The organism is Bacteroides sp. An269 (assembly GCF_002159755.1).
Classification (GTDB): Bacteria; Bacteroidota; Bacteroidia; order Bacteroidales; family Bacteroidaceae; genus Phocaeicola; species Phocaeicola intestinalis.
Genome location: NZ_NFJG01000001.1, coordinates 63,866 through 88,796, shown reverse-complemented (window position 1 = coordinate 88,796; position 24,931 = coordinate 63,866). Strand labels below are relative to the sequence as shown.

At 43.1% G+C, this 24,931-nt stretch carries 22 protein-coding genes; all 22 read left to right on the top strand.

The genetic code is table 11. The annotated features are described in order from the left end of the window. The first annotated feature begins 89 nt into the window (after positions 1 to 89). The 22 genes from B5F71_RS00465 (at position 90) to B5F71_RS00355 (ending at position 24,925) form a co-directional block, all read left to right on the top strand. Entirely contained in the window at positions 90 to 719 is a 630-nt protein-coding gene (locus tag B5F71_RS00465; RefSeq protein ID WP_087206969.1) for a DUF1566 domain-containing protein, read from the top strand. A 54-nt stretch (positions 720 to 773) separates the two neighbouring features. After that, on the top strand, positions 774 to 2,960 hold the full coding sequence (locus tag B5F71_RS00460) for a type IV secretory system conjugative DNA transfer family protein (RefSeq protein ID WP_087206967.1): 2,187 nt from the start codon (positions 774 to 776) through the stop codon (positions 2,958 to 2,960). A 26-nt stretch (positions 2,961 to 2,986) separates the two neighbouring features. Further along, entirely contained in the window at positions 2,987 to 4,207 is a 1,221-nt protein-coding gene (locus tag B5F71_RS00455) for a site-specific integrase (protein ID WP_087206965.1), read from the top strand. A gap of 1,149 nt (positions 4,208 to 5,356) precedes the next feature. Beyond that, positions 5,357 to 5,905, top strand: a complete 549-nt coding sequence (locus B5F71_RS00445; protein ID WP_143269824.1) for a UpxY family transcription antiterminator — start codon at positions 5,357 to 5,359, stop codon at positions 5,903 to 5,905. Positions 5,906 to 5,924: 19 nt separating this feature from the next. Next, positions 5,925 to 6,329 carry a hypothetical protein gene (locus B5F71_RS00440; RefSeq protein WP_087206961.1) on the top strand — a complete coding sequence of 135 codons (405 nt, stop codon included), beginning with the start codon at positions 5,925 to 5,927 and terminating at the stop codon, positions 6,327 to 6,329. Positions 6,330 to 6,373: 44 nt separating this feature from the next. Further along, positions 6,374 to 7,483, top strand: a complete 1,110-nt coding sequence (locus B5F71_RS00435) for an MraY family glycosyltransferase (RefSeq protein ID WP_087206959.1) — start codon at positions 6,374 to 6,376, stop codon at positions 7,481 to 7,483. Positions 7,484 to 7,510: 27 nt separating this feature from the next. Beyond that, positions 7,511 to 8,329 (top strand): polysaccharide biosynthesis/export family protein, encoded by an 819-nt coding sequence (locus B5F71_RS00430; RefSeq protein ID WP_087206957.1) that lies wholly within the window; start codon positions 7,511 to 7,513, stop codon positions 8,327 to 8,329. A gap of 35 nt (positions 8,330 to 8,364) precedes the next feature. Beyond that, complete coding sequence (locus B5F71_RS00425; protein ID WP_087206955.1) at positions 8,365 to 10,761, top strand: polysaccharide biosynthesis tyrosine autokinase; 2,397 nt, start codon at positions 8,365 to 8,367, stop codon at positions 10,759 to 10,761. A 13-nt stretch (positions 10,762 to 10,774) separates the two neighbouring features. Further along, on the top strand, positions 10,775 to 11,431 hold the full coding sequence (locus B5F71_RS00420; RefSeq protein ID WP_087206953.1) for a CpsB/CapC family capsule biosynthesis tyrosine phosphatase: 657 nt from the start codon (positions 10,775 to 10,777) through the stop codon (positions 11,429 to 11,431). A 3-nt stretch (positions 11,432 to 11,434) separates the two neighbouring features. Further along, positions 11,435 to 12,526 (top strand): putative phage abortive infection protein, encoded by a 1,092-nt coding sequence (locus B5F71_RS00415; protein WP_087206952.1) that lies wholly within the window; start codon positions 11,435 to 11,437, stop codon positions 12,524 to 12,526. Positions 12,527 to 12,536: 10 nt separating this feature from the next. Continuing rightward, the gene (gene rfbA / locus B5F71_RS00410; RefSeq protein ID WP_087206950.1) at positions 12,537 to 13,442 is read left to right on the top strand and encodes a glucose-1-phosphate thymidylyltransferase RfbA; all 906 of its coding nucleotides are present in this window, start codon (positions 12,537 to 12,539) and stop codon (positions 13,440 to 13,442) included. A gap of 59 nt (positions 13,443 to 13,501) precedes the next feature. Then, the gene (gene rfbC, locus B5F71_RS00405; RefSeq protein WP_087206949.1) at positions 13,502 to 14,077 is read left to right on the top strand and encodes a dTDP-4-dehydrorhamnose 3,5-epimerase; all 576 of its coding nucleotides are present in this window, start codon (positions 13,502 to 13,504) and stop codon (positions 14,075 to 14,077) included. Between the two features lie 3 nt (positions 14,078 to 14,080). Beyond that, the gene (rfbD, locus tag B5F71_RS00400) at positions 14,081 to 14,992 is read left to right on the top strand and encodes a dTDP-4-dehydrorhamnose reductase (protein ID WP_087206947.1); all 912 of its coding nucleotides are present in this window, start codon (positions 14,081 to 14,083) and stop codon (positions 14,990 to 14,992) included. A gap of 9 nt (positions 14,993 to 15,001) precedes the next feature. Then, entirely contained in the window at positions 15,002 to 16,063 is a 1,062-nt protein-coding gene (locus B5F71_RS00395; RefSeq protein WP_087206946.1) for an acyltransferase family protein, read from the top strand. Then, complete coding sequence (locus B5F71_RS00390; RefSeq protein ID WP_087206944.1) at positions 16,053 to 17,192, top strand: dTDP-glucose 4,6-dehydratase; 1,140 nt, start codon at positions 16,053 to 16,055, stop codon at positions 17,190 to 17,192. Before B5F71_RS00395 ends, B5F71_RS00390 begins: the two co-directional genes overlap by 11 nt. 542 nt (positions 17,193 to 17,734) lie before the next feature. Further along, positions 17,735 to 18,793: an MATE family efflux transporter gene (locus B5F71_RS00385; RefSeq protein WP_343285782.1), complete on the top strand. Its 1,059-nt coding sequence runs from the start codon at positions 17,735 to 17,737 to the stop codon at positions 18,791 to 18,793. Next, on the top strand, positions 18,790 to 19,734 hold the full coding sequence (locus tag B5F71_RS00380; protein ID WP_087206942.1) for a glycosyltransferase: 945 nt from the start codon (positions 18,790 to 18,792) through the stop codon (positions 19,732 to 19,734). The genes B5F71_RS00385 and B5F71_RS00380 overlap by 4 nt, the downstream gene beginning before the upstream one ends. Further along, the gene (locus tag B5F71_RS00375; RefSeq protein WP_087206940.1) at positions 19,731 to 20,708 is read left to right on the top strand and encodes a nitroreductase family protein; all 978 of its coding nucleotides are present in this window, start codon (positions 19,731 to 19,733) and stop codon (positions 20,706 to 20,708) included. Before B5F71_RS00380 ends, B5F71_RS00375 begins: the two co-directional genes overlap by 4 nt. Before the next feature lie 4 nt (positions 20,709 to 20,712). Then, entirely contained in the window at positions 20,713 to 21,867 is a 1,155-nt protein-coding gene (locus B5F71_RS00370) for a polysaccharide pyruvyl transferase family protein (RefSeq protein WP_158098015.1), read from the top strand. 12 nt (positions 21,868 to 21,879) lie between these two features. After that, positions 21,880 to 22,722 (top strand): glycosyltransferase family 2 protein, encoded by an 843-nt coding sequence (locus B5F71_RS00365; protein ID WP_087206937.1) that lies wholly within the window; start codon positions 21,880 to 21,882, stop codon positions 22,720 to 22,722. Then, positions 22,719 to 23,738 carry an acyltransferase gene (locus B5F71_RS00360; protein ID WP_087206935.1) on the top strand — a complete coding sequence of 340 codons (1,020 nt, stop codon included), beginning with the start codon at positions 22,719 to 22,721 and terminating at the stop codon, positions 23,736 to 23,738. The genes B5F71_RS00365 and B5F71_RS00360 overlap by 4 nt, the downstream gene beginning before the upstream one ends. Further along, a complete protein-coding gene (locus tag B5F71_RS00355; RefSeq protein ID WP_087206934.1) occupies positions 23,735 to 24,925 on the top strand; it encodes a hypothetical protein in 1,191 nt (396 codons plus the stop codon). The genes B5F71_RS00360 and B5F71_RS00355 overlap by 4 nt, the downstream gene beginning before the upstream one ends. The last annotated feature ends 6 nt before the right edge of the window (positions 24,926 to 24,931 follow it).

Below are 24,931 nucleotides of genomic sequence, written 5' to 3'. Positions count from 1 at the left end.
CAGAATGGAGTATTCATCTATATATATTATTATAAGGTATGCAAACGAGAACGATTAAAACAAGAATAGCGTGTGTGGCGGTCGTGGCCATGTTGGGTGTTGGCTTGACCGGTTGTGACGGGCATCACGACCCGTTGGACACCTCGATGAAAGTAGGACACATACTTTGTACGGACGGCAAGACACGAAGCTACGAGGATTATGTGGCTTCCGGCAAGGAGGCGATAGCTGTGGTGTTCCATGTGAACCGCAATGAAGAAATGAGTGGCACTGGCTATGCGGTCTATCTGCATGACCTTCCTCCGGAAGCCTTTGCTGACAGTTTGGGCATTTCGCAAGGAACGTCTGCTGACTTGACGGCTTACGATGGGAACGAGAATACCTTTGCCCTGTATGACACAGACGATGTTTCTTCACCTATGGCCATGCAGGTATTCGATATGTGGCGGTACGGACAGAGTGCCTACGTGCCTTCGGTGGCGCAAATGCGGCTGCTTTATGCTGCCAAGGCATCTATCAATCCTTACATCAAGTCTTGCGGTGGTGAACCGCTGCCCGATGATGCCGATGAATGTTGGTACTGGACGAGTACGGAAGTAGAAGGACAAGAAACCGCCAAAGCATGGCTGTTCTCGATGGGGAGCGGTGCCATACAGGAAACACCCAAACTGCAAGGGCATAAGGTGCGGGCGATAGTCACTTTGTATAATGAAGAATGAAGAACGAAGAATTATTGCACGTTTGTAAATTGGACCCAAATATAGAAAGGAAACATGGAAGAAAGTAAGGAACTGCAAGGGGCTTATAAGATATTTCGGACAGTGGTGTATGTGTCGGTGTTGGTGGAGTTCTTCATGTACGCCATCGACCCGGCAGTGCTCGACCACTGGAACGGTATCGTGTGCGATGTGCATGACCGCATGAAGACATGGCTTATCTACCACGACGGAAATCTCGTTTACAGCAAGGTGGCAACCGTCCTGCTGATTTGCATTACCTGCGTGGGTACGCGTAACAAGAAACATTTGGAGTTCAATGCCCGGAGGCAGGTGCTATACCCGTTGGTGAGCGGCATCGGTTTTTTGGTGCTGTCTGTTTGGCTTTACAATCATCCGATGGAACTGCTTGTTTATTCCCTACGTTTGAATGTCATCTTCTATATGGCGGCATCCGTAATGGGTACTATCCTTGTCCATGTGGCACTCGATAATATCTCCAAGTTCTTGAAAGAAGGCTTGCTGAAAGACCGTTTCAACTTGGAAAATGAAAGTTTCGAGCAATGCACGGAGTTGGTGGAGAACAAGTATTCGGTGAATGTACCCATGCGCTATTATTACAAAGGCAAATTCCGCAAGGGATGGGTGAATATCGTCAATCCTTTCAGAGGAACATGGGTGGTCGGCACTCCAGGTAGCGGAAAAACCTTTTCCATCATCGAACCATTTATCCGACAGCACTCCGCAAAAGGCTTTGCCTTAGTAGTTTACGATTATAAGTTCCCCACTTTGGCGACCAAGCTGTATTACCATTACAAGAAGAACCAGAAGCTGGGGAAATTACCAAAGGGCTGCAAGTTCAACATCATCAACTTTGTGAACGTGGAATACAGCCGGAGGGTGAACCCGATACAGGCAAAGTACATCCCCAACCTCGCTGCTGCCAGCGAAACGGCAGAAACGCTATTGGAATCTTTGCAGAAAGGCAAGAAAGAGGGAGGAGGAGGCAGCGACCAATTCTTTCAGACCTCGGCGGTCAACTTTCTTGCCGCTTGTATCTACTTTTTCGTGAACTACGAACGGGAGCCATACGACAAGAACGGGAACAAACTTTATGCGGAAAAAGTGCAGGACAAGGAAACCAAATTCTGGAAGCCCACTGGCGTAGTGCGTGACCGCAAGGGCGGCAACATCGTGGAACCGGCCTATTGGTTGGGCAAGTATTCGGACATGCCGCATATCCTTTCCTTCTTGAACGAGAGTTATCAAACCATCTTTGAGGTGTTGCAGACCGACAATGAGGTTGCCCCGCTGCTCGGCCCGTTCCAGACGGCTTTCCAGAACAAGGCGATGGAGCAGTTGGAGGGTATGATAGGCACGTTGCGTGTCTATACTTCCCGATTGGCCACCAAGGAATCTTATTGGATATTCCATAAGGACGGGGACGACTTCGACCTGAAGGTGAGCGACCCGAAAAACCCCAGCTATCTGCTGATAGCCAACGACCCGGAAATGGAAAGCATCATCGGAGCATTGAACGCCCTTATCCTGAATCGACTGGTAACCCGTGTGAATACCGGGCAGGGCAAGAACGTGCCCGTGAGCATCATCGTGGACGAGCTGCCCACGCTGTATTTCCACAAGATAGACCGTCTGATAGGTACGGCGCGAAGCAACAAGGTGAGCGTGGCGTTGGGATTCCAAGAGTTGCCGCAGTTGGAGGCAGACTACGGGAAGGTAGGTATGCAGAAGATTATCACTACAGTAGGTAATGTCGTATCTGGTTCTGCCCGATCCAAGGAAACCTTGGAATGGCTGAGCAACGACATCTTCGGCAAGGTCGTGCAACTGAAAAGAGGCGTGACCATTGACCGGGATAAGACCAGCATCAACCTGAACGAAAACATGGACAACCTCGTGCCCGCCTCGAAAATTAGCGACCTGCCTACAGGATGGATATGCGGGCAGGTCGCCCGTGACTTCGTGAAGACCAAGACCGGCATGGGTGGAAGCATGAATATACAGGAAGCCGAGGAGTTCAAGACCTCGAAATTCTTCTGTAAGACGGATTTCGATATGGAGGAAATCAGGCAGGAGGAAGCCGGGTATGTGCCGCTGCCCCAATTCTATACTTTCCCGTCGAAAGAGGAAAAAGAACGTATCTTGTACAAGAACTTCGTTCAGGTGGGGATGGATGTGAAGGAGATGATTAAAGACGTGGTGAACCGCCGCGGGGCGAAATGATACTTCAACAATAAAATATCAATGTTATGACAACATCAGTAAAAGCTAAATTCAGACCCTCGCGGGTAAAAGGGAAAACAGGAGCCGTCTATTTCCAAGTGATTCACGACCGTATGGCACGGCAAATTAGTACAGGTTATAAACTTTTCCCCGAAGAATGGAAAGATGGAGAAGTGGCACTCCCTGAACAAAATCCGGAACGCAGTTGCTATTTGGCGGAAATAGCACAGAACCTGCAGAATATGAGGAAGCGAATCGAAGCGATAATCCACCGTTTGGACGAGTCGGGCAAGCCGTATTCTGCGGACGAAGTGGTGGCGGCTTACCTGTTGCCCGATGATGACGAACACTGCCTTCGCGCGTTTTCCCACAAACTGGTGGAACATCTGAAACGCACGGGAAAGCACCGCCTCGCCGAGACCTACACTTCATCCGTGAACAGTTTCCTGCGTTTCCGTGGTGAACAAGGCGACATCCGTCTGGATGAAATAGATGAAGAACTGGTTAAAGAGTATGAATATTACCTGCTTGAAGATTGCGGATTGTGCAGGAATACCTCTTCGTTTTACAACCGTAACCTGCGGGCCATCTACAACCGCGCCGTGAAAAAGAAACTTACCATAGACCGGCACCCCTTCGCGGAAGTTTATACCGGCGTGGACAAGACCGCCAAGCGGGCCATCTCTATCCAAACCGTCAAAGAAATCAAGGACTTGGATTTGAGCAGGAATGCCGAAATGGCGTTTGCCCGCGACCTCTACCTGATGAGCTTCGACCTGAGAGGCATTTCGTTCGTGGACTTGGCCATGCTGGAAACCGGGCAATTGAAAAACGGCTACTTGACCTATTCCCGCCAAAAGACCCGGCAGAAGCTCGAAATCAAATGGGAGAAACAGATGCAGGAGATAGTTGACCGCCACCACGTGGAGGGCTCCCGCTATCTATTGCCAATCCTAAGCGAAGAAAGGGGCGACATACGGAGGCAATACCTGAATGCCCTGCACCGGATGAACGTCCAGCTGAAAAAAATTGGCAAACTCGTAAACTGCCCCATTCCGCTGACAACCTACACGGCGAGGCATTGCTGGGCCAGTGCTGCCTATCGGCTGAACATACCCACCCCGTCAATCAGCCAGGCATTGGGGCATGATTCGGAAAAGACCACACGCATCTACTTGAGTTCCTTGGATAACCAGGTGATTGACGATGCGAACCTGACTGTCATTCGCGCAGTCTATGCACGATAACCTACAGATTAAACAGATAAGTTAGATTGGCATAGATTTGTCCTATCTATCTTTCGGACTGCTGATTTTGCTGACAATTTCCCTGCGCATCCACTGGCTAATCATGTTTGGTGGATGCGCCAAACTGTTATTGCCTACCTTGAATGGAAAAAGGTAAAGATGAATAGAAAATGACGATTGTCAGCAAATCAAGACATCGTACACAGAATTTATGCAAGATGAGATATAAAGAAGAGTGTTCTTTTGCAGATGGAGAAGGAATTTTTGTTGAGTAAAATGAGGTATCTCTCTTTAAGAGATGGATTTATGCGTTGCAAAGATACAAAAAATACTATGAAATCCATAATGTGCCAAATAAAATCTGTTCAAGCTATCTCAATTTTTATGTATCTGCCTGGCAAATGTAAGCAATTTGTTGAGAAACAGTCGCTTTTTTAATCTGTAAATAGCTGATATTCAAAGTTGATATCCATCGGACACATCTCTTAAAGAGAGATGTACCGAATTCGGCATCACGTACTGGTTTTAGGGTTTTAAGCCACAGCATGTTTATCCGGGAACAGGATAGCTATAGGACAAGAAACCACTTGTGGTAGAAGTTTTCGGAAGATTGGGCTTAATATGCCAAGGGGGTATTAAAATTCTTGAATTGTTGAGCAAATCTAACCATCTCTTAGCAAGAGATATACGCAGGTGCAAAGGTATAAAAAATATCAAATAAAACAGTAAGAATGAGCAAAAAAGATTCATTTGACACCTATTTTGATGTTTGACAGAACTTGTTTTTGTCTAACAGATGTTGAGTGATGGATAATTGTGGATTTCTTTTCTGTACTGATTTACAACAACCTTAATGCTTGTGATTCCAAAAGATACATCTCTTGCTAAGAGATGTACCGCATTGGAGTTGAAATGCAAACTCCACTAAATGATAAACTGACTAAGCCTGAATAGGCAAAGTATGAATAATGTGGAAACGGGTGAAACACCCGAACTTTTTGAGGGGGTAGGCATAACTGCTTGTGTTTCAGTAAATCACAAACACTTGCAGGATTCAGAGAATTGCCCTTCGCTCAACAGGCAGTTGATAATCGTCACCTGACAATTTCTTTTCTTGTGAGAAGTAACCAATATAATAAGGTAGGGGTTATGGATATAACGCAGCTTACGACAGATGAAAGGCAGTGGTTCGTGATGCGCGACCTCAAACGGAGAAACGCCAAACAACCTGCCTACCTGATGTTCAAGGACAAGGGGATAGAGTTCTTTACCCCGATGGTGCATAAGCTGCTTACCATTCATGGGAAAAGAGAAGACCGGGAAGTACCTTTCATGCAAGACTTGCTTTTCGTCAAGGAAACAAAGGAAAAACTCGACATTATAGTTGAAGCCATCCCCACGCTGCAATACCGCTACAAGTTAGGTGTACAGCACACCCCCATTGTAGTAAGGAACACAGACATGGAACGCTTTATCAAGGCTGTAGAAGCCACAGAAAATCCCAAATATTACCGACCGGAGGAAATAACCCCGGATATGCTGAACCGCAAGATACGTATCATCGGAGGACAACTGGATGGCTATATTGGAACCTTGGTTACTACACGGGGTTCCAAAACAAAACGGCTCTTGGTGGAACTGCCCATGTTGTTGGCAGCGGCAGTGGAAGTCAATACGGAGTATATCCAGCTCATATAAATATTTAGAAAGGAATGACATGAATTCATCGGTGGTTGAACTGATTGAATTGATAAATGGTCATATACCCGACATCTTGTTCATGGAGGCAAGTAACTTGTCGCAAATCTACCTTTACCGTGCAGATGACTATTGGGTGGCATTCGAACGGTCTGCGTTTCTCCTTTGCCGTGCCTATGCCGATTCTATTATTACTCCGATGAAAGTAGCCAATGCACCGACTCCAATTGTCATGGCAAGTGTAAAGGTTAAGAATATGTTGGAGGCCACACGTAATTTGCATTGCCTAAGAGATACGGAAAAATTGCGGATTTATGATGCAAGAAATCTTTCTTGCAACAACGCTTCATTCAGCAGATGGCATAACTGGAAAGTAAAGAATATCGTCTGCTATTTATCACGGAAAAAACGCATGGAATCTTAACAGTTCCATTTCCCTTATAGCCAGACAATCATGACATATCATTTATGAATTATGTGTTTTTATTGACATCCTGGTTATTGGCATTGGTGCTTGGGATGGCAATCGTTCCCAAAATCCTGCTGATTTCCTACAAGAAACGCTTGTTCGACATACCGGACGAGCGCAAAGTGCATACCATACCCGTCCCTCGGCTTGGCGGGTTGTCTTTTTTCCCAGTGATACTCATCACCATGTGCCTTATGCTCGGCATACGCTATTATTGGGGTTATCCCATAGAGAACCTTTCGCCCAATGTAGTGCTTTATGAGTTCCTATTCTTCGCGGTTGGTTGCATGACGCTTTACCTGACGGGCGTGACAGACGACCTTATTGGGGTAGGCTACCGCTACAAGTTCCTCGTGCAGATTGCCGCCGCCTTGTTGCTGGTATGGTCGGGAGAATGGTTCAACTCTTTGGGTGGCTTGTTCGGTATATACGACCTGCCGGTATATATCGGTGTTCCCGTCACCCTGTTTGTGGTGGTTTACATCACTAACGCCATCAACCTGATAGACGGCATTGACGGACTGGCTTCCGGTCTGTGCTGCATCGCGCTTGTTGTGTTGGGAGGTATGTGTACTTTCCAAGAAGAATATGTTTTTGCCATGCTTGCCTTTACCACTTTCGGTGTTATCGTTCCGTTTTGGTTCTACAATGTCTTCGGCAATGCCAAGCGCGGCCACAAGCTGTTTATGGGCGATGCCGGGAGCCTCACATTGGGCTATATCGTCAGTCTGTTGATCATCCACCTCAGCCGTATTGACATGAACGAAGGTGAGGCAGGTCAAGTCAACTTGGTATTGGCTTTTTCCACGCTTATCGTGCCCTTGTTTGACGTGGTAAGGGTGGTGATGCACCGTGTACGGGAAGGTAAGAACCCGTTCATGCCGGATAAGAACCATTTCCACCACAAGCTGCTACGCACGGGAATGCACCCCCGCATGGTGATGGTGACCATCCTGTTTGTAGCCTTATCCTTTATAGGAGTCAATTGGGCATTGGCCGGCTTATTAAATATTACGCTGCTATTGATACTGGATATTGTCCTGTGGACTTTGATGCAGTTGGGTATCAACAGAGCTATTAAGCGGCATAAGAAAACGTTGGGCAGATGATGTATTAAAATGAAAATTAGTTATAGAATGAAGAGATACAAAACAGCATGTACTTTGTTCCTTTTAATTATTGGAACGGTATTTTTAAGTTCCTGCGGGTCATCGAAGCAGGTTGTCTATTTCCAAGACCTGAGACCTGGAGAGAGTGAGGTAAAATTGCCGGAGGTTCAGGCGATAACTGTGCAACCGGAAGACAAGATTTCGATTATTGTCAACAGCCGCGACCCGCAGTTGACCAACCTGTTTAACCTGCCTTATGTAACGCAGCAATTGGGCTCGACCTCAGAACTCGGCACATCAAACAATAGTCGTGGCGTTTCGGGCTATACCGTGGATTCCAATGGCGAGATAGATTTCCCCGTGCTTGGGAAAATCTATGTGGCCGGAAAGAAACGCGAGGAGATAGCAGCATATATCAAAAATGAATTGGTGCGCGAAAACTTGGTGAAAGACCCCGTCGTCACAGTGGAGTTCATGAACCTGTGCGTGTCTGTGTTGGGCGAGGTAAATGCCCCCGGGCGTTTCAGCATCGACCGCGACCGGCTGACCGTTCTCGACGCTCTGAGTATGGCGGGTGATCTGACCATCTATGGCAACCGAAACAAGGTGATGGTGCTGCGGCAGGAAGACGGTGTGCAACGTGTGTATGGCATCGACCTCACCTCGGGTGAGCATGTCTATACCTCCCCAGCCTACTACCTGCAACAGAACGATGTGGTGTATGTGGAACCGAACAACGTGAAAGCCCGGCAGTCCACCGTGAACGGCAACAACGTGCGTTCCACCTCGTTCTGGATATCATTGGCCTCGCTGTTGACCTCGGTGGCCATACTCATATTCAATTAGATTTAAGTATTAGAGACAAGTGATTAAGTAGAAGCATGGCAACTCAAAACAATCCTGCAAGACCCAAACAAGCGGACGACCTTATCCGCATACAAGACCTTTTTTACCTTTGTCTTAACAAATGGTATTGGTTCGTCATTTCCTTGGCCGTGACCATCGGTGTGGCAGTCGTTTACCTGCTGACTACTCCGCCCGTCTATACCCGCTCGGCCTCACTGCTCATCAAGGAGGACAGCAAAGGAAACTCGATGAGCGATGCAGCCGGAGTGCTTGGCGATATGAACCTGTTCCAGACCAGCACCAACGTCAACAACGAAATACAATCGTTGCAGTCGCCATCGGTGATGCTTGACGTGGTAAAACGCCTCCACCTTGATATCAACTATTATACGGACGGCGGTTTTTATAAGAAAGTGTTATATGGAGGAACTTGCCCATACTCTGTATCATTCAATGATTTGCAGGACAATGAGAGCGTTTCCTTTACCGTTAATCCAAGTTCCATAGGGCAAGTGAAATTGACGGACTTCGTACATAATGGGGAAGATGTTGATGGAGAAGTGACAGCTACGCTGAACGATACGGCAGATACGCCTATAGGAAAACTTTCCATAAAGGCAATGAACGATACCGTGACCTATCAAGAACCGGTTTATGTAACTCGTATAAGTTATCAAGCTGCTACAAGTGCCTATGCTTCCAACCTTTCGGTCGCACTGAATGATGAAAAATCAACGGTTGTCAACCTTACGTTCACCGATGTATGTACCCAGCGGGCAGAAGACGTGCTGAACACGGTCATTGCTGTTTACAATGAGAACTGGATAAAGGACAAGAACCAGATTGCCGTCAGCACATCGGCTTTCATCAGTGATCGCTTGGGGGTAATCGAACAAGAATTAGGCAATGTGGACGAAAACATATCATCATACAAGAGCGAGCATCTCCTGCCCGATGTGCAGGCAGCTGCAAGCATGTACATGGCGCAGAGTAGCGAGACCAATGCGCAAATACTGGCTTTAAACACGCAACTGTCGATGGCCAGATATATCCGCAACTACCTGACCAATGCCACCAGTAAAAACCAGTTGCTCCCGGCAAATTCGGGCATTGAAAGCCCCGGTATCGAGCAACAGATTGCCAATTACAATACCGCGCAGTTGCGTCGCAACGACTTGGTGGCAAATAGCAGCGAGAAAAATCCGTTGGTTATTGACATGGATCAGTCTCTTGAAAACATGCGCCATGCCATCGTTACCTCTATCGACAATCATATTACTACGCTCAATACACAACTCCGTTCTTTGCGCCAAAGCGAACAGCAGACTACGGCGCGGATTGCTGCCAACCCCACACAAGGGAAATACTTGCTCTCTGTGGAACGTCAACAGAAGGTAAAGGAAGCCCTCTACTTATTCTTGTTGCAGAAGCGAGAAGAAAATGAACTGTCACAGGCGTTCACTGCCTACAACACTCGTGTCATCACGCCGCCGTCGGGCAGCATGATACCCACCGCTCCGGTCAAGAAGAACATCGCCTTGGTTGCGATAGTCCTCGGTTTGCTTATCCCGGTGGTCATCGTCTTTATTCGCGAGAACATGAATACCAAGGTGCGCGGGCGCAAGGACTTGGAGTCGCTCTCCCTACCATTCGCCGGGGAAATTCCGTTGGCCGTCAGTGGCAAGGGGAAGAAAAAAGTCCATAATGCGAAAAAGATAGTTATCAGGCAAGGGAACAGGGATATTGTCAACGAGGCGTTCCGAGTGCTACGCACCAACCTTGAGTTCATGCTCGATGCCAAGACCGACGGCAAAGCAAGCGTCACACTGTTCACTTCTTTCAACCCAGGCAGTGGCAAGACTTTCCTGACAATGAATACGGCAGCTACCTTCGCACTGAAGGGCAAGCGGGTATTGGTTATCGACGGAGACTTGCGACGCGGCTCAGCATCGGCCTACTTGGGTTCGCATTATAAAGGATTGAGTGACTACTTGGGCAAACGGGAAAACGGTTTGGACGGCTTGATACAGGAAAACCCCGATATTCCGGGCTTCTTCCTGCTGCCAGCAGGCACTATCCCTCCCAACCCGACCGAACTGCTGGCCGAGCCGCTGTTCAAGGAAATAATTGAGCAATTGCGGGGTCATTACGACTACATTTTCATCGACTGCCCGCCCATCGACATCGTAGCCGACACGCAAATCATCGAGAAGCTGACCGACCGCACCATCTTCGTGGTACGCGCCGGGCTGTTGGAACGCGATATGTTGCCCGAACTGCAACGCATGTATGACGAGAAGCGTTTCAAGAATATGGCACTCCTGCTGAACGGTACGGAAGGTGGCGGCAACCGCTATGGCTACCGTTACGGGTACAAATATGGTTACAAGTACGGCTACGGTAGCAAAAGTTACTATGGCTCGACAAAGTAAAGATTAGGGAACAATGTGGCCATTCCGAAAGAAACAGACGTTGGAAGAAAGCGGATTTTTCCGTGGTTTCACGGACTGGCATAGCCATATTCTGCCTGGCGTGGACGACGGTGTGCAAACAATGGAAGAAGCCCTGCAAATCCTCGCCGAATATGAGCGATTAGGTGTAAAAGAAGTGTGGCTCACGCCGCACATCATGGAGGACATACCTAACACTACGGGACATTTGCAAGAACGCTTTGCCCAATTGCGATCAGCCTATCAAGGGAAAGTCATCCTACACCTTGCCGCTGAGAATATGTTAGACAATCTGTTCGAGGAACGTTTGACGAAGAACGATTTTCTTCCTATTGGTAACAACGGCGACCATCTTTTAGTGGAAACAAGTTATTTCAATCCTCCTATGGGATTACGAAACATACTTCTACGCATCAAGGCTAAAGGTTATTACCCAATATTAGCACATCCTGAAAGATACGTGTACATGGGGAAAAACGAATACAAGCAACTGAAAGAAATGGGAGTAAAGTTCCAGCTTAATCTGTTTTCTCTTAAGGGAATGTATGGGAAAGATGTAAAGAAAAAAGCAAAACATTTGCAAAAGTTAGGAATGTATGAATATTTTGGAACAGATTTACATAAACTGGAAACCTTATATATAAATAAGTAGACTATGGGAAGGAGTGATGATATAAAAGAACCCTGCGCAGGGAAATGGTGGTTTATTACTATAGGATTATGTTTACTGATTAGTATAGGAGGTTTCTTTTTAACATTATATTTATCACAGAAAACAAGTTTATTCCCAACAGGTGATGATGATTGTGCACCTGCACTATTTGGTGATAGTTTTGGAGCAGTTAATGCTCTAATTTCTGCTTTTGCTTTTGCTGGTATGATTGTTACGTTTGTTTTGCAGCGTTACGAATTAAGTATGCAAAGGAAGGAGTTAGAAGCTCAACGGATGGAATTTTCTTCTCAAAACGAAACATTACGGTTACAGCGCTTTGAAAACACTTTTTTCAATATGATGGAATTACAGCAAAGCATAGTGAACGATTTGTATGTTATGGATTCGGATAAAGAATTTGTAACAGAGGATAACCCAAATGATTTTTCAAGAATTTCAAAAGAAGAAGTAGTTATCCCTAATGAATATCGGGGTCGCAATTTATTCTATTATGCTTTTCATATCAATAAACATTACATCGAACCTACTCATAAAGAAGTAAATGGCTTATGGGGTGTCTTACTGGTAAAAGGGAAGTGTGCTTTTGATGATTACTATACGACTACAGTATTTGATCATTATTTTAGGCATTTATATACTATTCTCAAATTTATTAAACAAAATGAATGGTTGGGCAAAAATGAGCAATATAAATATGCCACTTTTGTAAGAGCAACGCTATCGCGGTATGAATTAGTTATGCTGTATTATAATGGATTCTTTCATCCCAAGATGAAATCTTTAATGGAGGAATATTGTCTGTTAAATAATTTGCGCCGAGAACTTCTCCCTCTTTGTTATGAAAATCGCCGATTTTTAAACGGATTGGGTATTTCAGACGTAACAGCATTAAGAGAAAATAATTTTTCAGGTAGCGATTTTGAATTTTTTCTCACAGATAGGAAAGGTGACTATAATAAGTATTTCTTAGGTGCTTTTTATACAAAAGAAGAACGGGAAATGGGTAAGGAACTTTTATCAAGGTGGAATGCCTATATAAATAGCATTGTTGATGTAAAAAAATACAATAATTGAATTTGTTAAAATGAAAGGAATCGTACTTGCAGGAGGGTCGGGTACACGGTTGTATCCCATCACGAAAGGCGTGAGCAAGCAGTTGTTGCCAATATATGATAAACCGATGGTTTATTATCCCATTTCGGTGTTGATGTTGGCAGGGATAAGGGAGATATTGATTATATCCACACCACAAGATTTGCCGGGTTTCCGCCGCTTGCTCGGAGATGGCAGTGATTATGGAGTGCGTCTGGAATATGCCGAACAGCCATCACCTGATGGCTTAGCACAAGCATTTATTATTGGCGAAAGTTTCATTGGTAGTGATTCCGTTTGCTTGGTACTTGGTGATAATATATTCCATGGAACAGGTTTTTCTGCATTATTGAAAGAAGCAGTAAAGAATGTTGAGGACAATAGTAAAGCGACAGTCTTCGGATATTGGGTCGATGATCCGGAACGGTATGGTGTGGCTGAGTTTGATACCGAAGGCAACTGCCTGTCTATTGAAGAGAAGCCTGCCAATCCCAAGTCTAATTATGCTGTGGTTGGCTTGTATTTTTATCCCAATAGTGTGGTAGATATAGCAAAGCATATCAAGCCATCGGATCGTGGCGAACTTGAGATTACCACTGTCAATCAAGAATATCTACAACGTGGGAGTTTGAAAGTGCAGACACTTGGTCGTGGTTTTGCTTGGCTCGACACGGGTACTCACGATTCACTTGCCGATGCATCGATTTTCGTGGAAGTGATTGAGAAACGTCAGGGATTGAAGATTGCCTGTCTCGAAGGCATCGCTTATCGTAGGGGATGGATTTCCAAGGAGCGTATGGAACTGTTGGCTAAGCCTATGCTTAAAAACCAATACGGGCAATACTTAATGAAAGTCATCAAGGAAGTGGAGTCAACCGGTAAAGAGAATTTGGATTGATACCCACTGGAATATAGTTTTTATTCGGTCCATTCTTTCTATCTAATCATTCAAGGACAATGGAAATAATCAAGACAGCGATAGATGGCGTGGTGATTATCAAGCCGCGCATATTCACAGATTCGAGGGGATATTTCTTCGAATCGTTCTCACAAAGGGAGTTTGACGAGAAAGTGCGCCCCATTCAGTTTGTGCAGGACAACGAAAGCAAGTCAAGCTATGGCGTGATGCGCGGGTTGCATTATCAGAAGATGCCCTATACGCAAAGCAAACTCGTGCGTTGTGTGCGAGGTAGAGTGCTTGATGTGGCAGTTGACATACGTCGTGGATCACCCACATTTGGTAGGCACGTGGCGGCTGAACTCAGCGAAGATAACCACCTGCAATTGTTCATTCCACGCGGTTTTGCACACGGTTTTGCCGTGCTGAGCGACGAAGCTGTTTTCCAATACAAGTGCGACAATTTTTATGAGCCGCAAAGTGAAGGTGGAATCCAACTGATAGATGACACTCTCGGCATAGATTGGCGCATACCGACCGACCATGCCATCCTTTCGGAAAAGGACATCAAACGAACCAAGTTGGCTGACACGCCGCTTGATTTTGATTATAATGAAGATTTGTATAAGAAATAAACTATGAACATTTTAGTGACAGGGGCTAACGGACAACTCGGCAATGAGATGCGCATAATCGCCCAAACAACAGGCGACCATTACATTTTCACTGATGTTGTTTCGGTCGAAGGGGTTGAAACAGTCTTGCTTGACATTACTGATGCCGATGCCGTTAAACGTATCGTTAAAGAGAATGGCGTGAGGTGCGTAGTGAACTGTGCCGCCTACACGAATGTTGACAAGGCTGAAAGTGATGAAGCTTTGTGCCGCAGGCTCAATGCCGACGCGCCAAGGATATTAGCTGGAACTATGAAAGAGGCCGGGGGATTGCTCGTGCATGTTTCCACCGACTATGTGTTTGGAGGCGACCCCTACAATACTCCATGTCGTGAGGACCAAAAGGGAACTCCGACAGGCGTTTATGGTATGACTAAACTTGAGGGTGAACGGAACGTGCAAGCCTCAGGTTGCGACTATGTAATATTGCGAACGGCTTGGCTGTATTCGGAGTTTGGACGGAATTTTGTTAAGACGATGCTTAACTTGACGGCCACTAAGCCGTCGTTGAAAGTGGTGTTTGACCAAGTAGGAACGCCAACCTATGCCTACGACCTCGCATTGGCCATCAAGACCGTTTTGGCAGATTATACTGCCGAAAATCCCAATGCAGGGTACAGCAAGGCTGGCATCTACCACTTCAGTAACGAGGGAGTGTGCTCATGGTATGATTTCACCAAGAAGATTGCCACGCTGGCCGGCAACACGGCTTGTGACATAGAGCCGTGCCACAGCGACGAATTTCCCAGCCCGGTGAAGCGTCCGGCATATTCGGTGTTAGACAAGACTAAAATCAAGCAAGTGTTCGGTCTGAAGATTCCATACTGGACCGACTCGCTGAAGCAGTGCATGAGCAACATGAGTGCCTTGAAATAACGAGAGGTAATGGAAAAGAAGCGTGACTTGACACTCGACATTGCTAAAGCCATTTGCATCATCCTGATGGTGGTAGGGCATAGTTTTCTCACTCATAATTACTGGCATAATTTCATATATATGTTTCACATGCCATGCTTCTTTTTCATAAGCGGATGGCTGCTGAGCGACAAGTATTTGGCCGACTTGAAGACAGGCTTGATGAGGAAAGCGAAAGGTAGTTACTGGGCGTTTGTCAAGTGGTCGCTGATATTCTTGTTGTTCCACAACTTGTTGGCTCAGTTGCATATTTATGGTGCAAGCTATTCATTGAGGGAATTTGTCATCAAGATTGTCAGGATATTTACATTGACAGGAAGTGAGCAATTACTTGGTGGTTTTTGGTTCTTGATTTCCTTGTTTTGGGCCTCGGTGGCTTCTTTGCTGTTCCTTTGGCTCTTGAACCGCATTGGAAGATTAACAAATATCTGCATTTCGGGGGGGGTGATTTTTGCTCTTCTCTTCGCTGTTGGAGAAAAATGGCTTCCCGTTCATCTGCCACAACAATTTGGATCGCAAACTATGATGGCTACGGCTTTTTACTTGACCGGTTACCTGTCGCGCAGGGTTGGCGTGATGAACCGTTGTGGTTCATCATGGATGGTGTTGTTGTTGGCAATCCCGGCTGTAGCTGCCATGTTCATGGATTTAGGCATGATGACAACCACAGGTTTAGGAATCCTGCCATATTATGTAATTTCAATGTGCGGTACGTTAGGCGTGCTTGGCTTATCGAAGTGGATGGTGCGTCATCGCATATCAATTGCTTTCAAATACGTCGGTGACAAGACTTTATATATTTTAATTTTTCACCTTTTGGCATTCAAGCTGGTCAGCTATGCCTATATCGTTTGCAACGACCTGCCAATCACAATATTGAGCCAATTCCCGGTAATGAATGGCGTACCCTCTTGGCTGTGGGTGGTTTACTTGATTGTAGGCGTGTCTGTGTCGCTACTGATGTGGGAGGTTATAAATAGAATTTCAAATAAAATAAAAACAATAAAAACAAATAGTCAAAATGGAATTTAAACGCAACATTATAGTTACCGGCGGTGCCGGTTTCATAGGCAGCCATGTGGTAAGACTGCTGGTCAACAAATATCCAGACTACCACATTATCAACCTCGACAAACTCACATACGCCGGCAACCTTGCCAACCTTAAGGACATTGAGGACAGGGCTAACTACACGTTTGTGAAAGCCGACATTTGCGACTTTGAGAAGATGCAAGAGCTGATGAGTACTTACCGTGTGGACGGCATCATCCATCTTGCGGCCGAGAGCCATGTCGACCGTTCGATAAAAGATCCGTTCACGTTTGCCCACACCAATGTTATCGGCACGTTGACCTTGCTTCAGGCTGCTAAGGAATACTGGGAAAGCTTATCGGAAGGCTACGAAGGCAAACGTTTCTATCATATCTCGACTGATGAGGTTTATGGCGCGTTGCAGCTTACTAAGCCAGATGGTGTAAAATCGCCATTTACCACTCAGGCCAGCTCGGCACACCATCACGCCTATGGCACGGATTTCTTCACAGAGGAAACTAAGTACAATCCACATTCACCCTATTCGGCATCTAAAGCGTCGAGCGACCATTTTGTCCGTGCTTTTCATGACACATACGGTATGCCGACCATTGTCACCAATTGTTCAAACAACTACGGCCCGTACCAGTTCCCGGAGAAACTGATACCGTTGTTCATCAACAACATCCGCCATCGCATACCATTACCGGTTTATGGCAAGGGAGAAAACGTGCGCGATTGGCTCTACGTAGAAGACCATGCCCGTGCTATCGCTCTTATTTTCCATAAGGGCAAGGTAGCCGATACTTATAACATCGGCGGCTTTAACGAATGGAAGAACATCGACATCATTAAATTGCTTATCAAGACTACCGATCGCCTGCTTGGACGCAAGGAAGACGAAGATATGGATTTGATAACGTATGTCACCGACCGCAAAGGTCACGATTTACGTTACGCCATCGACTCTCGCAAATTGCAACGAGAACTCGGATGGGAACCTTCTCTGCAATTTGAAGAAGGCATTGAGCGCACCGTTCGCTGGTACCTCGACAACCAAGCATGGATGGACAACGTTACCAGCGGCGACTACCAAAGGTATTATGAAGAGATGTATAAAAATAGGTAAAATCAACAATTTGCATGGCATTGTAGCTGTTGATATGTATCTTTTATCGGAGCAAGTGATAAAAATCATCAATTGATATCTTGGAACAAAAGAAAAGTTTAGTAAAGAATACTCTTACTCTATATGCGAGAATGCTAATCTCCATGTTGGTAGGTCTTTATACTTCGCGTATATTGATTAGCCAATTGGGAGTAGTGGATTTCGGCATATATAACGTAGTGGGCAGTATTGTAATATTATTGGGTTTTTTGAATGCGACTTTATCGCTCAGCACCCAACGATTTATCAACTACGAGTTGGGGAATGGTAATTATGAGCGGCTCACGAAAGTGTATTCATCTTCTATTGTTATTCATGTGTTATTAGCGTTATTGGTACTAGTATTCGCCGAGACTGTCGGGTTGTGGTTCCTTAACACACAAATGACAATACCTTCAGATCGTTTGACGGCCGCAAATTACGTATATCAGTTCTCAATACTATCGGCAATGCTTACTTTGACTATGGTACCTCACACTGCCACCATAATCGCGCATGAACACATGAAATCTTATGCAACGATAGGTATAATAGACGTGTTATTGCGGTTTGGAGTCGCCTGTTTATTATACATCATCAATAACGATAAGCTTATTGTGTATGGACTTGCAATGTTTATTGTCGTGGCAGTTGATTACAGCATGTATTTTCTATACTGTAAAAAGAATTTTACGGAATGCCGGTTTTCTTTTTCAAAAGATGCGAGTCTATATAGATCTATGTTGGCATTTTCGGGGTGGAATATTTTCAGCAGCATATCGATGGTGTTGAACGGGCATGTGGTAGGAATAATCCTAAACATGTTTTTTGGTCCAGTCATAAATGCAGCAAGAGGAATTAGCAATCAAGTAAATGGGGCTGTCAGTGGGTTTGTCAGTAACTTTCAAGTTGCAGTGAATCCACGCATAATCCAGTCATATGCATCTAATGAAATGGATGTGTTTTACAGATTGGTAAACCAAAGTGCAAAAATGTCGTTTTTTTTATTGCTTGTTTTGGTAGTTCCGATATGGATTAATATTGATGTGATATTGAAAATGTGGCTGGGATCAGTACCTCAATATGCTGGGGACTTTTGCAGAATAGTATTCATCTCTTCCTTGATAAACACATTTTCATTACCTCTCGCGACAGCAGCTAATGCAAATGGAAATATAAGGCTTTTTCAAACTGCTTGCGGAATATTTGAAATCATGAATATACCGTTGTCGTATGTGTTGCTACGATATGGATGCCAACCAATTGCTGTCTATTATCTTGCTTTGACGATTGTCGTGATAACGCTGTTTGTGCGGTTGTTCGTCTTACGACGACTTATACGTTTTGACGTAAAGCGGTTCCTTTCAAGCATTGTATTGAGGTGTATTGCCATTGCATTAACAGCTTTCGGTGGAATGTATGCTTTATCACAAGTTATTTCCAATACTAATATAGGATGGCTATTATTGTCTGTCATAATGTCTATTCTTTTTACAAGCTCACTCATTATGGCTTTAGGCTTGAACAAAGAAGAAAAGTATTATTTGTTGAATGTCTTAAAAACGAAATTAGGTAGGGGATGAAAACTTCTGTAGTTTTATCTGCATACAATGGAGAAAAATACATTTTGGAGCAGTTGGAGTCCATAAGAATGCAGACTATTCCTGTGGACGAAGTCTTAATTGTAGATGATTGTTCAACCGACAATACTGTTACGATTTGTAGGCAATATATTAAAGAACAAAGCCTCACTAATTGGTCGTTTGTGATTAATTCTCACAATAAAGGGTTTGTCAAGAATTTTCTTGATGGATTTAATGCCGCAACAGGCGAGGTGATATTTGTGTGCGATCAAGATGACCGTTGGAAGCCTAATAAAGTTGAACGAACCATGCAACTTTTTGAACAATATTCAAATGCTCTTTTGGTCTGTTCTGGATTTTCTCGATTCGGGGAAGGAAAAGTTTACAGCTCACATGTTAAAGTACCCCACAGAAAGAGAAATGGCATTAAGCAGGTTGATTTTGACGAATTTTGCGTATTTCATACGTATTTAGGTATGACAATGGCATTTAAAAAAAGTTTATTGATGAATCATTATAGTGATTGCATAAATTATCTGCCCTATGATATTTCTCTTGCTTTCCTCGCTGTTATTGAGAAAGGGTTATATTATGTAGATGAAGTTTTGGTAGATAGGAGATCATATTCTACAAGCACAAGTAATAAGATAGCTTCCGATTGGGTAGAGAAAGAATTTAAAGGCAATAAATTCTTATATGGATTATACCGTGTTATCGGGAACTTGAAGGGTTTTCATGATTATATAATCCGTTTTTGTCCTAATAGTGAATATAAAAAGATAGTTGAGTCATATATTGAAGTTGATGAAATAAGATATCATTATTATAAAAATAAATCTTTTATGCAGTGGAGTAAGAACTGTAGTAAAGTGACAAGATTATTTACTTTTGGCAGATATATAAAAGATGGAATTATCATACTGAAAGAAAAACTGCAATGAAAAAGATTTTATTATTTATCAAACACATAATTAATATTGTTTCATTCTCCATAAGAGATGGTGTTGAATTTGTTAAAATAACCGAAATGGGAGGAGTGAATGATAAGATAACACGTCGCCAATTTGAATTGACAGTTGGCATCCACTCTTTGGAAAAGGGGTTGTCATACAAGACAAAAAAGAAGAGGTTTGGTGAATCCAAGGCAGTGAAACAATTGAGAACCTTGCTTGATTATCTGCGTAACGGTTACCCTCAAAAGTGCTATGCAGTTTTAGAGACAATAGCTGTCGTAAAGGAATACTTGCGTTACAAAGATTCTATTGGAGAAAATAATGCAGAGATAAAGGCTTTGTTTGGTGAATGCAAATCATTGCTGCATGATGTTTCCGATAATTATTGTTCTGCTGGGGTGGAGGTCGTAAAAAAAGATACATTCATGATTAAAGATCAAGAAACGATAGGAACACTATTTAAGAATACAAGAAGCATCCGGAATTTCAACAAAGCAGAGAAAGTCACTGAGCAGGAAATTCTATCGGCTATTGAATTTGCAAAAACAGCTCCGTCAGCTTGCAACAGACAGCCATCTAAGGTATATTATACAATGGACGAGAATAAGAACAAGGAAATAAGCAAATTAGTGCCGGGGAACAGGGGATTTGAAGATGAAATACCTAATTTCCTTGTTGTTACATCGGCTAAGAATTACTTTGGCTTATTTGAGTACAACCAGTGGTATGTAAATGGAGGAATTTTTCTCGGATATTTAAGGTTGGCACTTCGTGCAGTTGGATTGGGGCATTGCATCTTTCAGTGGAGTTTGCAGGCCGATGAAAAGGCATTAAGGAACTTATGCAATATCCCTCAAGGTGAGGCTATCATTGCGATTGTGGGTATAGGGCATTACGCAGATGTGTCAAGTTGCATTAAAGCTCAACGCAAATCCACGAGTGAATATATATATAAATTTTAATCTCATGACAAATAATTCTATAATAGGTTTTTGGGGATTGTCTTTCAACAGTGGAAACATGGGATGCAACGCATTGTCTTATTCCTTTCTCCATATATTAGGGCGTTGCACAACCCAAAAACTTAAGGTATATGTGTTTTATCAAGGTAATGATTTTGACACGAAGTTGCTTTCTACTGACAAGATAACTGTCGTATCAGCTAGTTACAACCCTCGCTCATTATCATCTATGAAAACATTGGTGAAACGTGTAAAGGAGTGTGTAATCTCATTTGACTTTACGGCTGGTGACAGCTTTTCAGACATATACGGAATGAAAGGCTTCATCAAGTCATGTTTATTAAAAAAAATGGCAATGCGTTATTCTGGTAAGTTTGTGTTAGGACCACAGACATATGGGCCATATTATCATAAAATAGCGCAAAAAATAGCTAAGGATATTATTGTTAATGCCGACTACGCTTGTTCGCGCGATAATGCCTCGGCTGAATATGTAAATTCCCTTTTTGGAATAAAAATGGATGTGTTTACCGATGTCGCTTTCGCCTTGCCATTTGTCAACGGGCATACATTGCCCAAAACTAAGAAAAAAGTGGGAATTAATGTTTCGGGATTGCTGTGGCGTGGAGGTTACACAGGTAATAACCAGTTCGGGCTCAAGGTAGACTACCGTAGTTACATCAAAGCATTGATAAAAGAGCTTGAAAAACAGGTAAATATTGATGTGTACATTATCCCTCATGTTGTATCGGTCAATGGTGCAGAGAGCGATTATGCCGTGTCAGAACAAATAGCAAAAGAGTATACTCATGTTCATTTAGCCCCAAGGTTTAACAATCCTATAGAGGCTAAAAGTTTTATTGCGGAAATGGATGTATTCACCGGTGCGAGAATGCATGCCACTATCGGGGCTTTTTCGGCAGGAGTGGTAACGATACCTTTTTCTTACAGCCGAAAGTTTGAAGGTCTATATGAGAATTTGGGCTATCCTTACACTATCAATGCTCGGCAATTGTCGACACAAGAAGCTGTTGATCGCACTTTGGATTACATTAAAAATCATGACAAGCTAAAAATAGCACAGATGAAATCCTTTTCTGTTATAGAGGACAAATTGAAACAATTTGAAATCAATGTAACTAAACTTTTAAATGAATAGTTCCGTTGATAAATGGAGATAGTAGCAACCATAATATTAAATTATAACTCTTCGACGGATTGCCGAAAATGTGTTTCTTTTTTGAAGAAGCAACGAGGAGTGAAGTTGGAAATTGTCGTTGTCGATAATTGCTCGCGAGCGGATGAGGTGGAGCAATTGCGTCGGCTTTGCAAAGAGCAGGGATGTACCCTCATCGAGAACCACGAGAATCGCGGCTACAATGCCGGTAACAACATTGGCCTGCGTTACGCAGCCGAGAAAGGCTACAAGTATGCTATGATAGCCAACCCTGACATGGAGTTCCCCCAAGAGGACTATATGGCTCGGGTGGTGGCAAAAATGGATGAGGATCTTAAAATAGCTGTGCTTGGTACAAGCATTGTTGATGCTAAAGGATTACAGCAGAACCCTTTGGATTTTGTCAGCTTTTGGTCAGAGTTCTTATGGCCCATGGAAATGTTGAAATATAAAAGGTCGCATAAATCACTTTCAACAGTAATGGATTATACCCGGAGTGGGTATTGTCCCATTGTGTCCGGATGTTGCTTTTGCATAAGGATGTCGTTTGTCAAGCAAATAGGTTATTTTGACGAAAATGTATTTCTATATTGCGAGGAGCCTATCCTTGCCCATCAAGTAAAGAAATCAGGAATGAAAGAATATTACATGTCGGAAGTTATGGCTATTCATAGGCATATAAGCAGCACGAAAGGAAATCCATACGCTCGCATGATTCTTTTATGTAAAAGTAGAGATTATAAAAATAAATATCATAGTAATTATAATGCTTTTCAAGTCCTGCTGTTGCGTATAAGCAGCGATTTGCGAAAGGCAATAATGAAAATTAAATCATGAATACAAAGAATTTGCGAGTAGAAGCGATAGATTGGATGAAGGGATTATGCATCATCTCGATAGTATTGCTTCATGCAGAGAATGGCATATTCCCGATGTGGCTTAATGCAGCCATAGGCATGTTCATGATTACAGGCTTTTATGTGACAAGCGGATGGGTGCATGGCTTGAAATATGGTGATGCAGTAGATATTAGAACTTTTGCAAAGAAACGGCTAAAATCGTTAGGCGTTCCTTATTTTTGGTTCACTTTGATATTATTGCTTGTAGATGTATTTTTCATACTGTTAGGGCATTATGATTTTAACATATTGCTTAGAGATGCATATAAATCATTAGTATTGAGAGGAATAGGCACATTGTGGTTTCTGCCAGTCTTGTTTTTCGGGGAACTAGCATTCATGTTTTTTAAATCTAAGCATCTGAACACATTGGGGCTTATTATGGGATTGGCCGTGAACTTGGTAATTTCATTTATCATAGAACAAGTCGAACATGGATTAAGTGACATGTCCATCATAACAGCTCCACTGTTGGTCGTGAAAAACAGCGCAACAGCCTTGTTTGTTATCACAAGCACTTATTACATATCAAAATCTTGTACATGCAGGGGGAGTAACGCAAAATTGCCTATCGGGATATTTTTGTTCATTGTTTCTTTTGTTTACATCTATTTTAATGTGTCGAATCTATTCAATGAGAGTGTATTCATAAGTTCATTTGTGGGTTTGATTTTGTCTTGGCTTGAACCATTAGGCATTCTGGTGATATTGTTGCATATAAGGAAAAGCAATGTCGTGTTAAGGTATTTAAATTATTGGGGTCGCAACTCGATTATCTTGATGGTTATACATTATTCTATACTTCTGGAGTTGTGCATGTTTGTTTGTAATAAATTTTTAGACATACCAATGTCTGGAATTACCTCTTTGATTTGTTTTGTTCTTATAATGGCATTACAATATCCATTAGCCGAGGTAATCAATAGAAAATTTAAATTTTTAATAGGACGATGAATTTCTTTCGAACTGAAAATAGAAACACTGTAATAGTCGTATTTTTAGCTGTTCTATTAAGTGTATATCCGGCATTCTTAATGAATAGTGCCAAACAAAATATGCTGCTTCTTGGTGTAATGGCAATCTCTCCAATTGCGATCCTCTTATCTCAAAAGATTCTGATTAAATACGATCTTCCACTAATAGTAATGTATGTGTTGATGTTGTCATTCCCGTTAGTGTTTTATCCAGCCTCGGTTCGATGGTCCACATTGATTTATACCGGAATGTTCATCAGCTTGTTCTTAGCATATGTGAGGATATTGCATTCAAGCGAATTAACAGCAGAACAATTTAAAAAAATATTAAAATGGTTGATATGTTTATATGCTATAACATTACTTGTTCAATTAACATGCTTCTTTCTTGGACTGCCAATCTTTAATAGGATAAATGTTGATTTAACACATGGCTTCCCTAGATTGAATGCATTAGGACCAGAACCGGCATGGACAGCCCGAATATTAAGCCTATTCATGTTATTATACTGTTGCTTATCAGATCATTTAAAAGGATATAAGGTCGGTTTTCTGGAAATAGTAAAGGAAGAAAAATGGGTATGCATTAGTTATGTTTTTGTGATAATAGCATGTGGCAGTACAACCGGATTAATATTTGCATGTGTACTTCTGTGTAGATTTATAAATGTCAAATCCATTTTATATGTCGCTATCCTGTTGTTTGTGGTTTTTTCCTTGGGAAACATAATGGAAATAAATAGCTTCAATCGTGTTACTAAATTCCTCCCGGCATTATTTACATTGAATGAAGACATGATAATAGAGGCAGATGGAAGTGGGGCCAGTAGAATAGTACCAACCATAGCAACTTTAAAGCAAGTGTCATTAACTACTTTAGACGGATGGATAGGGCATGGTGTAGATGCAGATATGGGGATTTATAAAATAGGTAGCATCAAAACTAACGGAGGCGCATTTAGTCTTTGGTATAACTATGGATTTATTGTGCAGATAATATATTTGACATATATAATTTGGATATGTTGGGTGCGAAATGAATGGACTTTAATAGCAATGGCCATTTTATACATTTTTGGCGGCGTAACATTAAATCTTCAACTTCTGTGGTTCCTTTTAGGAATGTGTTGCACTTATAAATACGTTATTAGCAATAAAATACTATAAATTACA

Bases quoted from the DNA above. Each gene is read 5' to 3' on its own strand.
- B5F71_RS00430 (WP_087206957.1), top strand. From the start codon at position 7,511: ATGAAGAGATACAAAACAGCATGTACTTTGTTCCTTTTAATTATTGGA.
- B5F71_RS00360 (WP_087206935.1), top strand. From the start codon at position 22,719: ATGAATACAAAGAATTTGCGAGTAGAAGCGATAGATTGGATGAAGGGA.
- B5F71_RS00385 (WP_343285782.1), top strand. From the start codon at position 17,735: ATGAAATCTTATGCAACGATAGGTATAATAGACGTGTTATTGCGGTTT.
- B5F71_RS00370 (WP_158098015.1), top strand. From the start codon at position 20,713: ATGACAAATAATTCTATAATAGGTTTTTGGGGATTGTCTTTCAACAGT.
- B5F71_RS00460 (WP_087206967.1), top strand. From the start codon at position 774: ATGGAAGAAAGTAAGGAACTGCAAGGGGCTTATAAGATATTTCGGACA.
- B5F71_RS00445 (WP_143269824.1), top strand. From the start codon at position 5,357: ATGGATATAACGCAGCTTACGACAGATGAAAGGCAGTGGTTCGTGATG.
- rfbA (WP_087206950.1), top strand. From the start codon at position 12,537: ATGAAAGGAATCGTACTTGCAGGAGGGTCGGGTACACGGTTGTATCCC.
- B5F71_RS00455 (WP_087206965.1), top strand. From the start codon at position 2,987: ATGACAACATCAGTAAAAGCTAAATTCAGACCCTCGCGGGTAAAAGGG.
- rfbD (WP_087206947.1), top strand. From the start codon at position 14,081: ATGAACATTTTAGTGACAGGGGCTAACGGACAACTCGGCAATGAGATG.
- B5F71_RS00465 (WP_087206969.1), top strand. From the start codon at position 90: ATGTTGGGTGTTGGCTTGACCGGTTGTGACGGGCATCACGACCCGTTG.
- B5F71_RS00420 (WP_087206953.1), top strand. From the start codon at position 10,775: ATGTGGCCATTCCGAAAGAAACAGACGTTGGAAGAAAGCGGATTTTTC.
- B5F71_RS00390 (WP_087206944.1), top strand. From the start codon at position 16,053: ATGGAATTTAAACGCAACATTATAGTTACCGGCGGTGCCGGTTTCATA.
- B5F71_RS00415 (WP_087206952.1), top strand. From the start codon at position 11,435: ATGGGAAGGAGTGATGATATAAAAGAACCCTGCGCAGGGAAATGGTGG.
- B5F71_RS00440 (WP_087206961.1), top strand. From the start codon at position 5,925: ATGAATTCATCGGTGGTTGAACTGATTGAATTGATAAATGGTCATATA.
- B5F71_RS00355 (WP_087206934.1), top strand. From the start codon at position 23,735: ATGAATTTCTTTCGAACTGAAAATAGAAACACTGTAATAGTCGTATTT.
- B5F71_RS00375 (WP_087206940.1), top strand. From the start codon at position 19,731: ATGAAAAAGATTTTATTATTTATCAAACACATAATTAATATTGTTTCA.
- B5F71_RS00380 (WP_087206942.1), top strand. From the start codon at position 18,790: ATGAAAACTTCTGTAGTTTTATCTGCATACAATGGAGAAAAATACATT.
- rfbC (WP_087206949.1), top strand. From the start codon at position 13,502: ATGGAAATAATCAAGACAGCGATAGATGGCGTGGTGATTATCAAGCCG.
- B5F71_RS00425 (WP_087206955.1), top strand. From the start codon at position 8,365: ATGGCAACTCAAAACAATCCTGCAAGACCCAAACAAGCGGACGACCTT.
- B5F71_RS00395 (WP_087206946.1), top strand. From the start codon at position 15,002: ATGGAAAAGAAGCGTGACTTGACACTCGACATTGCTAAAGCCATTTGC.
- B5F71_RS00435 (WP_087206959.1), top strand. From the start codon at position 6,374: ATGAATTATGTGTTTTTATTGACATCCTGGTTATTGGCATTGGTGCTT.
- B5F71_RS00365 (WP_087206937.1), top strand. From the start codon at position 21,880: ATGGAGATAGTAGCAACCATAATATTAAATTATAACTCTTCGACGGAT.